Raw genomic sequence first — 12,152 nt, 5'->3', positions numbered from 1 at the left:
CGGTATAGCCGTGTCGCGGGAGGTTTACCAACCAGCTAATGCTTTCTCAAGGAAAGCTGAGGTCAGCGGAATATGAGCGATCAGCCCACTGTCTACCAAGCCTATCAAGGCAACACGTATCTCTTCGGCGGCAATGCCCCTTATGTCGAAGAAATGTATGAGAACTATCTGTCTAACCCAGGTAGCGTCCCAGATTCTTGGCGCGAGTATTTCGACGCCCTGCAGCACGTTCCTGCTGTAGATGGCTCAGATGCCAAAGACGTTCCTCATCTTCCTGTCATCAATGCTTTCGCTGAACGCGCCAAGCAAGGTGGTACCAAGGTGGTGGTGGCTTCGGGCGCAGATTCTGAGCTGGGTCGCAAGCGCACCGCAGTTCAGCAGCTGATTGCGGCATACCGCAACGTGGGTCAGCGTTGGGCGGATCTGGATCCCCTCAAGCGCACCGAGCGCCCCGAAATTCCTGAACTCGATCCTGCTTTCTACGGCTTCTCTGATGCCGACCAGGAAACCGTGTTCAACGTTGGCAACACATTCTTCGGCAAGGAAACGATGTCCTTGCGCGAGTTGCTGAACGCACTGCGCGAAACTTACTGCGGCACCATTGGTGTCGAGTACATGTATGCCACAGACCAGGTGCAAAAGCGCTGGTGGCAGCAGCGCCTGGAAACCATTCGTTCCAAACCCGTACTCAATGCAGACCAAAAGAAGCGCATTCTTGACCGTCTGACTGCTGCTGAAGGCCTTGAGCGTTATCTGCACACGAAGTACGTGGGCCAGAAGCGCTTCTCGCTGGAAGGTGGCGAGTCGTTCATCGTTGCGATGGACGAGCTGATCAGTGCCAGTGGCAAGCAAGGCGTGCAAGAAGTTGTGATGGGCATGGCCCACCGCGGCCGTCTGAACGTGCTGGTGAACACCCTGGGCAAGATGCCCAAGGACTTGTTTGCCGAGTTTGACCACACTGCACCTGAAGATCTGCCTGCTGGTGACGTGAAGTACCACCAAGGTTTCAGCTCTGATGTCTCGACCGCAGGCGGTCCAGTTCACCTGTCACTGGCGTTCAACCCTTCTCACCTGGAAATTGTGAACCCGGTGGTGGAAGGCTCTGTGCGCTCGCGCATGGATCGTCGCAATGACCCTCACGGCAAGCAAGTACTGCCTGTGCTGGTGCATGGTGATGCAGCTTTTGCTGGCCAAGGCGTGAACCAAGAGACTTTGGCGCTGATGCAAACCCGTGGTTACTCCACCGGCGGCACAGTGCACATCATCATCAATAACCAGATTGGTTTCACCACCTCTGACCCTCGCGACAAGGGATCGACCACATACTGCACGGACATCGTGAAGATGGTGGAGTCGCCCGTGCTGCACGTCAACGGTGACGACCCAGAAGCCGTGGCGCTGTGTATGCAGCTGGCACTGGACTACCGCATGGAGTTCCAGCAAGACGTGGTGGTGGACATTGTGTGCTTCCGCAAGCTGGGCCACAACGAACAGGACACCCCTGCGCTGACACAGCCGCTGATGTACAAGACCATTGCTGCCCACCCCGGTACGCGCAAGCTGTACGCAGACAAGCTGGCGGCCCAAGGTCTGGGTGACACGCTGGGCGAAGACATGGCCAAGGCATACCGCGCGGCCATGGACGAAGGCCGTCACACGCAAGAAGTGGTGCTGACCAACTTCAAGAGCCAGTACGCTGTGGACTGGAGCCCCTTCCTGGGCAAGAAGTGGACCGATGCCGGTGATACCGCCATCCCGCTGGCCGAGTGGAAGCGTTTGGCTGAAAAGATCACTACGCTGCCTGAATCTGTCAACCCGCACTCGCTGGTCAAGAAGGTTTATGACGACCGCGCAGCCATGGGCCGTGGTGAAGTGAATGTGGACTGGGGCATGGGCGAGCACATGGCTTTCGCATCGTTGGTGGCTTCTGGCTATCCCGTGCGTCTGTCTGGTGAAGACTGTGGCCGTGGCACCTTTACCCACCGTCACTCGGTGGTTCACGATCAAAAGCGTGAAAAATGGAGCGAAGGCACCTACATTCCGCTGCAGAACGTGGCTGAAAATCAGGCTCCGTTCGTTGTCATTGACTCCATCCTGTCTGAAGAAGCAGTGCTGGGCTTTGAATACGGCTATGCCTCGAACGATCCCAACACACTGGTGATCTGGGAAGCGCAGTTCGGTGACTTCGCCAATGGCGCACAAGTGGTGATTGACCAGTTCATCGCCTCGGGTGAAGTCAAGTGGGGCCGTATCAATGGTCTGACATTGATGCTGCCGCACGGCTATGAAGGCCAGGGTCCTGAGCACAGCTCGGCCCGTCTGGAGCGCTTCCTGCAATTGGCAGCAGACACCAACATGCAGATCGTGCAGCCCACTACGGCCAGCCAGATCTTCCACGTGTTGCGTCGTCAGATGGTGCGTAACCTGCGCAAGCCTCTGGTCATCATGACACCCAAGTCGCTGTTGCGTAACAAGGATGCAACTTCGCCATTGTCTGAATTCACCAAGGGTGCGTTCCAGACCGTGATTGGTGAGCGTGATGAGTCGATTGTTGCCAAGGGCGACAAGGTCAAGCGCGTGATTGCCTGTTCTGGCAAGGTCTACTACGACCTCGTCAAGAAGCGTGCAGAGAAGGAAGTTGACGACGTGGCCATCGTGCGCGTTGAGCAGGTTTACCCCTTCCCGCACAAGGCTTTTGAGACTGAACTCAAGAAGTTCCCCAACGCCAAGGACCTGGTGTGGTGCCAGGACGAACCGCAAAACCAAGGTGCGTGGTTCTTCATTCAGCACAACATCTACGAAAACATGCAAGAAGGCCAAAAGCTGGGTTACGCTGGTCGTGCTGCCTCTGCATCTCCAGCCGTCGGTTATGCACACCTGCACCAAGAGCAGCAAAAGAACCTGGTCGAAGCCGCGTTCTCCAAGCTCAAGGGTTTTGTCCTGACCAAGTAATCAAAGCTGACAGACCCTGCGCATGACGCAGGGTGTCAAACACTTTTTGGAAAGAATTCAAAATGGCAATCGTAGAAGTTAAAGTTCCCCAGCTGTCCGAGTCCATCGCTGAAGCGACCATGCTCACTTGGAAGAAAAAGGTCGGCGAGGCCGTCGCAGTGGACGAAATCCTGATCGAAATTGAAACCGACAAGGTCGTGCTGGAAGTGCCTGCCCCTTCGGCTGGCGTGATCACAGAGATTTTGCAAGGTGACGGCGCTACCGTGACGGCAGAGCAGTTGATCGCCAAGATCGACTCTGAAGCTGTTGCCGGCGCTGCCGCGCCTGCTGCAGCCCCCGCTGCTGCTGCTCCTGTGGCCGCTGCGCCTGCCGCTGCTGCCAACAAGGGTGATGTGGCGATGCCCGCTGCAGCCAAAATTTTGGCTGAGAACAACCTGTCGGCTGCCAATGTGGCGGGTTCCGGCAAGGATGGCCGCGTCACCAAGGGTGATGCACTGTCCGCCATCAAGGCAGGTGCAAGCATTCCTACAGGCGCACCCAAGGCTGCGCTGCCCCAAGTGGCCGCTCCTGCAGTCAAGGAAGACCTGTCGGGTCGCCCAGAGCAGCGCGTGCCCATGACACGTCTGCGTGCACGTGTGGCTGAGCGTCTGCTGCAATCGCAATCGACCAACGCCATCTTGACCACGTTCAACGAAGTGAACATGGCTCCCGTGATGGCCCTGCGCAAGAAGTTCCAGGACGACTTCACCAAAGAACACGGTGTGAAGCTGGGCTTCATGTCCTTCTTTGTGAAGGCCGCAGTGCATGCTCTGAAGAAATACCCCGTGCTGAACGCATCGGTGGACGGCAACGACATCGTCTACCACGGCTACTTTGACATCGGTATTGCGGTGGGCTCGCCCCGTGGTCTGGTTGTGCCGATCTTGCGCAATGCTGACCAGATGAGCTTTGCCGATATCGAAAAGAAGATTGCTGAATTTGGCAAGAAGGCTGCTGACGGCAAGCTGGGTCTGGAAGAAATGACTGGCGGTACCTTCTCCATCTCCAATGGCGGCACTTTCGGCTCCATGATGTCCACCCCCATCATCAACCCCCCACAGTCCGCTATTTTGGGCGTGCACGCCACCAAGGACCGTGCTGTGGTGGAAAACGGCCAGGTTGTGGTTCGCCCCATGAACTACTTTGCCATGTCGTATGACCACCGCATCATTGACGGCCGCGAAGCTGTGCTGGGCCTGGTTGCCATGAAGGATGCGCTGGAAGACCCATCGCGCCTGCTGTTTGACCTGTAATTGCTACGGGTTCACAGATCGATAAAACCCACCCTCGGCCACGCCCAGCGGTGGGTTTTTTCCAAGCACTTCAGACAAGAGATTTTGAGTTATGAGCAAGCAATTTGACGTTATCGTGATTGGCGCAGGCCCCGGCGGCTACATCGCAGCCATTCGTGCTGCCCAGCTGGGCAAGAACGTGGCCTGTATTGATGCATGGTCCACCAAGGCCGGCACACCAGCACCTGGTGGCACCTGCACCAACGTGGGCTGCATTCCTTCCAAGGCGCTGCTGCAGTCGTCCGAGCACTTTGAACACGCCAAGCTGCACTTTGCTGACCACGGTATCAGCACAGGCGACGTGGCCATGGATGTGAGCAAGATGATCGCCCGCAAGGACGCCATCGTGAAGCAAAACAACGACGGTATCCTGTACCTGTTCAAGAAGAACAAAGTCACCTTCTTCCACGGTACGGCTTCGTTTTCCAAGGCCGTCGAAGGTGGCTACGAGATCAAGGTGGCAGGCAAGGCTGAAGAGACTTTGGTGGCACCGCAGGTGGTGGTTGCAACTGGCTCCAATGCCCGTGCATTGCCCGGACTGCCTTTTGATGAGCAAAAAGTGCTGTCCAACGACGGCGCGCTGGACATCGGTGCTGCGCCCAAGAAGCTGGTGCTGATTGGCGCTGGCGTGATCGGTCTGGAAATGGGCTCCGTATGGCGCCGTCTGGGTACCGAAGTGATCGTGCTGGAAGGTATGGACAAGTTCCTGCCTGCCGTGGACGAGCAAATCGCCAAGGAAGCCAAGAAGGCCTTTGACAAGCAAGGTCTGAAGATTGAGCTGGGCGTGAAGATTGGCAACGTTGACACTTCAGGCAAGGGCGTGAAGCTGGAATACACCAACGCCAAGGGCGAAGCACAGACGCTGGAAGCCGACAAGCTGATCGTCTCGATTGGCCGTACTGCCAACACCAACGGCCTGAACGCTGAAGCGGTGGGCCTGGCGCTGGACGAGCGTGGTCAGATCGTGGTGGACGACAACTGCAAGACCAACCTGCCTGGCGTGTGGGCGGTGGGTGACGTGGTGCGCGGCCCCATGCTGGCACACAAGGCTGAAGAAGAGGCCGTGGCCGTGGCCGAACGCATCGCTGGCCAGCATGGTCATGTGAATTTTGCGACACTGCCTTCTGTGATTTACACCAGCCCTGAAGTGGCATGGGTGGGCCGCAATGAGCAGCAGCTCAAGGCTGAAGGCGTGAAGTACAAGGCGGGCTCTTTCCCCTTCCTGGCCAATGGCCGTGCCCGTGCGCTGGGTGACACCACCGGTATGGTGAAGTTCATTGCCGATGCTGAAACCGACGAAATTCTGGGCGTGCACATGGTGGGCCCGATGGTGTCGGAGCTGATCTCTGAAGCCGTGGTAGCCATGGAGTTCAAGGCCTCGGCCGAAGACATCGCCCGTATCTGCCACGCACACCCCTCGCTGTCGGAGTCGACCAAGGAAGCCGCTTTGGCGGTGGACAAGCGTACGCTGAACTTCTAATCTTTTTTTAGAAGCCACATAGCCGCCAAGCCCAGGTTTAGCCTGCGCTTGGCGCTATCGTTTTAAAGGTTTGTGTTTCACCACCTGCGGGTTGGGTTGCACAACGAGAAAGCTGGATGAGCATGAGTCTGTCTGTCCGTGCGGCCTACGAGGCCGAACTCGCCGCTAAAGGTTTTACCGCCGACCCCGCCCAGCTGCGCGCCGTAGATGCGCTGCAGCGCTGTGCCGACGACTGGGCGGCGTACAAATCCAAGCGATCGAACGCGATCAAGAAGATTTTTCAGAAACCAGAGATTCCGCGTGGCGTGTACATGTACGGCGGGGTAGGGCGTGGAAAAAGTTTTCTGATGGACTGTTTTTTCAATGCAGTGCCTATCAAACGCAAAGTGCGCTTGCACTTTCACGAATTCATGCGCGAGGTGCACCGTGAGCTGCACCTGCTGCAAGGTACGCAAAACCCGCTGGATGCCCTGGGGCTGAAGATTTCCAAGCGCTACAAGCTGATCTGTTTTGACGAATTTCACGTGGCGGACATCACCGACGCCATGATCTTGTACCGCCTGCTGGTGTCGCTGTTTGATAACGGCGTGGGTTTTGTGACCACTTCCAATTTCACGCCAGATGGCCTGTACCCGGATGGCCTGCACCGCGACCGTATCCTGCCAGCGATTGACCTGCTCAATACCCGCATGGATGTGGTGAATGTTGACAACGGCACAGACTACCGTCGCCGCACGCTGGAGTTGGTGCAGCTTTACCATTGCCCGCTGGGGCCTGAGGCCGATGCCTCCATGCAGGAGGCTTTTGAGCAACTGGCCGATGTGCCGGACGAAAAGCCGATATTCAAGATCGAGTCACGTGAAATTGCAGCAGTGCGCCGTGCTGGTGGCGTGATCTGGTTTGACTTCCGTGAGCTGTGCGGGGGCCCGCGCTCGCAAAATGATTACCTTGAAATTGCCTCGCAATTTCACACGGTGCTGCTGTCCAACGTGCCCTTCATGCCTGTGAACATGGCTTCACCTGCACGCCGGTTTACCTGGCTGATTGATGTGATGTATGACCGCCGTGTCAAGCTGGTCATGTCTGCCGCAGTACCGCCCGAGCAGCTGTACACCGAAGGGCCACTGGCCCACGAATTTCCGCGTACAGTGTCACGCTTGAACGAAATGCAATCTCAGGAATTCCTTGCCCTCGAACGTCGGGTGGTAGATACAGGACTGACCTGAACTTAGGCACTATGAAATCTTCTTGCTTGCTCTCCCGTACTCTGAGTGTGCTTGCCTTGGGCACGCTGACCTTGACTGCTTTCGCACAGCCTGCAAATGCCGTGAACGAGCAGGCGCACCAGGCCGAGCTGCAGCACGGTGCGCAACAGCGTGCGAAAGAGCGCCAAGAAATTGCGACCCAGCGTGCCCAGATTCAGCAGCGCAAGCTGGAAGCGGAAAAAGAGTGCTGGCAGCGCTTTGCAGTTGAAAGCTGCTTGCGCCAGGTGCGCAGCAAGGCGCGTGAGCAAGACACGGTGCTGCATGAGCGCGAACTGCAGCTCAACAGCGCAGAGCGGCAGGAAAAAGCGGCAGAGCGCTTGCGCACCATTGAGCAAAAGCGCAACGAAAAGCGCGTTCCTGCCCCTGTCAACGCTACATCCCGCTCGCAGGAGTCGGGGGCGCATCCGGCAAAATCACAGGCGGATGTGGAGCAGGCGCTGTCTGAGCGTGGCACGGTAGCCGGGGAGCGTGCGGCGGCGCAAGCTGCGCGGGTGCAAAAGCACCAGGCAGACACGGCCAGCCGTGAATTGACTGAGGCTGAGCGAAGTGCCAAGGCTCAAAAAGACACGCAAGACAAGCAAAAAGCCGCACAAGCGCGCCGTGCCAACAAAGCCAATGACATCGCCAATCGCAAGGGCGTGCCGTTGCCAATTCCATCAGAATTACCCAAGCCTTAAAGAAATAGGAGCTGCCAGCGCTGTGTTTGCAAGGGTTTCAAATAGAAAACTATTTGAAAACCCCGTCAATAAAGCGCTTTAAGCTACTTTTTTAATACCTTTGCCCAACAGCCCATGAGTTTGCACGACCAAGTGGCCGCCGCTTTTGCACAAGACGGCTGGCTTTCGCGTGCAGAACCCCACTTTCGTCCCCGCGCCGGGCAAACCGAGATGGCAATGGCGGTGGCACAGACCATTGAAGATGGTGGCGTGCTGGTGGTGGAGGCGGGCACCGGGGTGGGTAAAACCTTCTCTTACCTGGTGCCTGCGCTTTTGAGTGGGCAGCGCGTGCTGGTTTCCACGGCCACCAAGGCATTGCAAGACCAGCTGTATCTGCGCGACTTGCCTCGGTTGGTACAGGCGCTGGGCCTGCCACTGCGTGTGGCCCGCTTGAAAGGGCGCTCCAGCTATGTCTGCCTGCACCATCTGGGGCAGGTGCACCAGAGCAAAGTGCCGCTGGATCCACAAGTGCTGCGGGCTGTGGCACGGGTACAGGACTGGTCGCGTGGCACGCGCTCAGGAGATCTGGCCGAGCTGCCCGGGCTGGCAGAAAACTCTACGGTGGCGGCCTTGGTCACGTCCACCAAAGACAACTGCGTGGGCAGCAGCTGTGCGCACTGGGAACAGTGCCACGTCAACACGGCACGTGCGCAGGCCCTGCAGGCTGATGTCTGCGTGGTCAACCATCACCTGTTTTTTGCCGACATGGAAGTGCGTGACTCTGGCGTGGCGCAGTTGCTGCCAACGGCTGGCGTAGTGGTCATTGACGAGGCGCACCAGCTCAATGAAACAGGCATTCAGTTTGCCGGCTGGGTGCTGGGAACGCGCCAGCTGCAAAGCTATATCAAGGATGTGCTGGCCGATGTAACGTTGCATGCACGCGGTCTGGCAGACTGGATGCAACTGCTGGGGCAGCTTGAGCAAGCGCTCAATGAATGGCGTGCTGTAGGCGCCGGCATTGCCCCCGGCAGCCGCCTGCGATGGCTGGGGGCCGCCCCAGAAGGGGTGTCAGACAAAGCCTGGCGCGGTGGCCTGCATGCCGTAGGGCAATCCTTGCGCGCCTTGCTGCTGGTTTTGGCCAAGGTGGCAGAAACCGCCCATGCCTTGGTGGCTCTGTATGAGCGCGGCGCACGTCTGCTTTCGCAACTGGCCAGTTTTGCGCAGCCGGTGCCCGATGATGCCGTGCGCTGGCTGGAAGTAACGCGCCACCACCTGCGCTTGATGGAGTCACCCCTGACCATTGCGCATTTAATGCGTGCGCACATGCAGCCGCAAGAAGCGGACGATCCGGCATCGCAGCCCAGCAAAGCGTGGGTGTTTACCTCTGCCACGCTGGGAGATGACGAAGACTTGCGCTGGTTTACTGAAACCTGTGGTCTGCGTCAGGCCCAGGTGCTCAGAGTAGACAGCCCCTTTGATTACGCAAGCCAGGCCGTGCTGTATGTGCCCGAGGACATTCCAGAGCCCGCGCAGCAGGTGGCACACAGCGCTGCTGTGGCTCAGCTGGCGGGCGATGGCGCCGCCGCCTTGGGAGGGCGCACCTTGGTGCTGACCACAACGCTTAAAGCGCTGGGTGCCATTGGGCACCAGCTGCAGCAGCGCTTTGGGTTGCTGGAACCCATGGACGTACTGGTGCAGGGCCAGGGGCCAAAACATGTACTGATGGAGCGCTTTCGCGCAGGCACGCTCCATGGCCGTGGCTGCATTCTGGTGGCGTCTTCCACGTTCTGGGAGGGGGTCGACATTCCCGGCGATGCGCTCCAGCTGGTGGTCATCGACAAGCTGCCTTTTCCGCCGCCCGATGATCCACTGGTAGAGGCGCGTTCACGGCAAATGGAAATGCTGGGACGCAGCCCCTTTGCCGATTACATGCTGCCCGAGGCTTGCATGGCCCTCAAGCAGGGAGCAGGGCGCCTGATCCGCCGTGAGACGGACCAGGGTATTTTGGTGGTGGCAGATGCACGGCTGCGCACCAAGGCCTATGGTAAACGCCTGGTTGCCGCGTTGCCGCCCATGCAGCGCATTGGTACCCAGGAAGCCTGGCAACAAGCCTTGCTGCAACTGGTGCAGGGCAGCGCGCCCGTGCTCAGCATTCCTGCCAGCACACGCAACGAAGATGACACGTCCAAAGACCTGGGCTGAATATGGCGCAACTGCAGGGTTGGCCAGTCTGGCGCAACGAGGAGGCGGGCTTGAACGCCCTCAAGTCGCAGTACATGCAGCGCAAAGAGCGGAAGAGCGGATATAGATCCTCCAACCCTCAAGCTGCCCCCGTATGCCTAGTGTTTGCTGAGTTCTCTCGCCGCCTCGTCTATCAGCGCCGAGACCTCGGCCGCCCTCGAAGCCAGGGACGCATGGCTTGCTGCCAAGGTGAGCACCTTGCGCGGATTCATTCGGGCCGACATCATCTTTTGGTTTTCCGGATGAATCATTCGGTCTTCGCTGGAAATCTGGTACCAGCAGGGCTTGTTCTTCCATGCTGGTGCTGTGACGTTGTCGCCAAAGGTGCTAGCCAGTGGCGCTTTCTGCGTCACCGCCATGACCAGTGATTCATCTGCGGTCAAGTCCTGACAGAAACTCTCGTGAAACTTGTCATACCGGGCCCACAGGTAGCCATCACTGTCGGGTGCAAGATTGGCAAGCGCGGCAGGTGGGTGGGCTTGGCTGATACTGGCCGGGCTTTCGCCGGCGTCGGGTGCAAAAGCGGCGATGTAGACCAGGCCGACCACATTGTTCATGTCGCCTGCTTCAGTGATGACCGCGCCGCCGTACGAATGTCCAACCAGCAGCACCGGGCCCGGCTGCTGCGCCACCATCTTGCGCGTGCGCTCAGCATCTTCGGCCAGCGAGGTCAGCGGCATCTCAACCGCGCGCAGCTTGGTATAGCCCTTGCTCGAAAGTTCAACGATAACCTTGCTCCAATGTGCCGCCCCTCCCCAGAAGCCATGCACCAGGACGATTGTGGGTTTGTCGCTCATGATTTAACTCCGTAGTATGGAAAAGTTGCCCTTGTGCTTGCACATTCCATCGGATTTCGACGGGAGGGGCCTACGCATCCTACGCGCAGAGCAAGTGCTGGCTCAAGTTCTATCCACCATGAGCAGCGAGCCGCAGCCGCCTCGCTATGCTGGCCAACGCGCGCAGAGCGTGCACTCAGATGTGACCTGCATCCGCAGGCAGAAGGTGGCCGTTGCATCCACATTCGAGAACAGCCATCCCTCATGGGTGAAAGCATTCTGAGCCGGCTTAATCACGCGTTCAGCTCAGGAATTTCTACCTTGGCGTAGACCCAGCTTCATAAAACTGTATAAATGCACAGTAGACTTTGGATTTGTTAGCTGCAAAAAAGGCCCAGCATGTCAGTACAACTCGAACAAGAAGACCTCTCCATCTTCGAAGACCGCCTTTGGCATCACAAGGGCTGGCAAGCCCGCGTAATCAAGAATGAAGACGACGATGGCTGGGCTGTATCAATGACCCAAGACGGCCAAGCGGAACCCGCCTTGGTCGGCCCATGGACCATGGGCCGTGACAAGAAAAGTCCCAAGCCACTCGACGTGTCGGCCTTCAATACGCTGGTGAAAACTGCCAACGAAATAATACGTCGGCATGAACAGCACCAGGCAGCGCTGCTGCACAAAACGATTGAGATTGAAGTTCGCGGATTTCGCGTGACGGTGGCCCTTGATATTGAGCCTGATGAGGAGAACCCCACCGCCACTCTTACGGCCACTGCTGCAGACGGCAGCCAGCTGGCCAAGGTACAAGCCCGCCCCGATCACAGCCTCACCCGCACATCTGCGCAGCGCTGGGCAGATGCAGGCTACCCGCGCGCCAGTGAGGACTAAACCTCAGGGCAGGGCCCTTGCCCTGAGCATATGAATGATTAGAAAACGATGAGACCCTCATCGATCAGGTCTGTGGACGATTGCAACGAGTCGTTTGCGGCAGTCGAAAAACGGCACCAAGCAGCCACTCAGGAATCTTTGGCTTTACGAACTGGCGACGCTATCGGCTCACGTTGCCTAGAGATGGCTGCACGCATCAAGCGCTGAAATGTTGGGCACTCCAGATGATTTTGTTCAGGGCAATTGGCCGCATGTCTCAAGCCATCTCTGACTGCTTTTAGCCTTTTGATGTCGCTGTCCACCTGCTCGGCCTTGGCGAGAAGCGTGTCGCGCGATACCTGAATTTTCTCGTTCACAGGCAGCATCGAGTGAATTTCTGCGAGCGAAAACCCCGCCGACCGACCTAAGGCTATGACTGACAAACGCTCCAGCACCTTAGCGTCGAACAAGCGCCTTTGCCCTTGTCGGCCCACAGACTTGATCAATCCCTTCTCTTCGTAGAAGCGAAGGGTAGATGGGGGCAGCCCTGTTTGTTTTACTACTTCAGAAATATCCATATT

General features: G+C 57.9%; 9 protein-coding genes. 7 read left to right on the top strand and 2 right to left on the bottom strand.

The annotated features are described in order from the left end of the window. Positions 1–72: 72 nt before the first annotated feature. From IB213_RS12705 to IB213_RS12680, 6 genes are all read left to right on the top strand, one after another. On the top strand, positions 73–2,952 hold the full coding sequence (locus IB213_RS12705) for a 2-oxoglutarate dehydrogenase E1 component (RefSeq protein ID WP_192406911.1): 2,880 nt from the start codon (positions 73–75) through the stop codon (positions 2,950–2,952). A 62-nt stretch (positions 2,953–3,014) separates the two neighbouring features. Next, on the top strand, positions 3,015–4,244 hold the full coding sequence (gene odhB, locus IB213_RS12700) for a 2-oxoglutarate dehydrogenase complex dihydrolipoyllysine-residue succinyltransferase (protein ID WP_191721610.1): 1,230 nt from the start codon (positions 3,015–3,017) through the stop codon (positions 4,242–4,244). 91 nt (positions 4,245–4,335) lie between these two features. Beyond that, a complete protein-coding gene (gene lpdA, locus IB213_RS12695) occupies positions 4,336–5,763 on the top strand; it encodes a dihydrolipoyl dehydrogenase (RefSeq protein ID WP_192406910.1) in 1,428 nt (475 codons plus the stop codon). Positions 5,764–5,891: 128 nt separating this feature from the next. Next, a complete protein-coding gene (zapE, locus tag IB213_RS12690) occupies positions 5,892–6,989 on the top strand; it encodes a cell division protein ZapE (protein ID WP_192407176.1) in 1,098 nt (365 codons plus the stop codon). Positions 6,990–7,000: 11 nt separating this feature from the next. Beyond that, positions 7,001–7,705, top strand: coding sequence for a hypothetical protein (locus IB213_RS12685; protein ID WP_192406909.1), 705 nt, complete (start codon positions 7,001–7,003; stop codon positions 7,703–7,705). Positions 7,706–7,819: 114 nt separating this feature from the next. After that, the gene (locus tag IB213_RS12680; RefSeq protein ID WP_192406908.1) at positions 7,820–9,886 is read left to right on the top strand and encodes an ATP-dependent DNA helicase; all 2,067 of its coding nucleotides are present in this window, start codon (positions 7,820–7,822) and stop codon (positions 9,884–9,886) included. A 137-nt stretch (positions 9,887–10,023) separates the two neighbouring features. Here IB213_RS12680 and IB213_RS12675 read toward each other — a convergent pair whose 3' ends face one another. Then, entirely contained in the window at positions 10,024–10,722 is a 699-nt protein-coding gene (locus IB213_RS12675) for an alpha/beta hydrolase (protein ID WP_192406907.1), read from the bottom strand. Between the two features lie 378 nt (positions 10,723–11,100). On the opposite strand from IB213_RS12675, the gene IB213_RS12670 reads away from it, so the two are divergent. Then, a complete protein-coding gene (locus tag IB213_RS12670) occupies positions 11,101–11,592 on the top strand; it encodes a hypothetical protein (protein ID WP_192406905.1) in 492 nt (163 codons plus the stop codon). Between the two features lie 128 nt (positions 11,593–11,720). On the opposite strand, the gene IB213_RS12665 is transcribed toward IB213_RS12670, so the two are convergent. Beyond that, positions 11,721–12,149, bottom strand: coding sequence for a helix-turn-helix domain-containing protein (locus IB213_RS12665; protein ID WP_192406903.1), 429 nt, complete (start codon positions 12,147–12,149; stop codon positions 11,721–11,723). Positions 12,150–12,152: the final 3 nt, after the last annotated feature.

It is taken from the genome of Comamonas sp. CMM02, from assembly GCF_014851485.1.
GTDB classification, from domain to species: domain Bacteria; phylum Pseudomonadota; class Gammaproteobacteria; order Burkholderiales; family Burkholderiaceae_C; genus Comamonas; species Comamonas avium.
Note: the sequence above shows the minus strand (reverse complement) of the source record. Positions and strands in the feature narration are given on the sequence as shown.

Bases quoted from the DNA above. Each gene is read 5' to 3' on its own strand.
- IB213_RS12705 (WP_192406911.1), top strand. From the start codon at position 73: ATGAGCGATCAGCCCACTGTCTACCAAGCCTATCAAGGCAACACGTAT.
- odhB (WP_191721610.1), top strand. From the start codon at position 3,015: ATGGCAATCGTAGAAGTTAAAGTTCCCCAGCTGTCCGAGTCCATCGCT.
- lpdA (WP_192406910.1), top strand. From the start codon at position 4,336: ATGAGCAAGCAATTTGACGTTATCGTGATTGGCGCAGGCCCCGGCGGC.
- IB213_RS12685 (WP_192406909.1), top strand. From the start codon at position 7,001: ATGAAATCTTCTTGCTTGCTCTCCCGTACTCTGAGTGTGCTTGCCTTG.
- IB213_RS12680 (WP_192406908.1), top strand. From the start codon at position 7,820: ATGAGTTTGCACGACCAAGTGGCCGCCGCTTTTGCACAAGACGGCTGG.
- IB213_RS12675 (WP_192406907.1), bottom strand. From the start codon at position 10,722: ATGAGCGACAAACCCACAATCGTCCTGGTGCATGGCTTCTGGGGAGGG.
- IB213_RS12670 (WP_192406905.1), top strand. From the start codon at position 11,101: ATGTCAGTACAACTCGAACAAGAAGACCTCTCCATCTTCGAAGACCGC.
- IB213_RS12665 (WP_192406903.1), bottom strand. From the start codon at position 12,149: ATGGATATTTCTGAAGTAGTAAAACAAACAGGGCTGCCCCCATCTACC.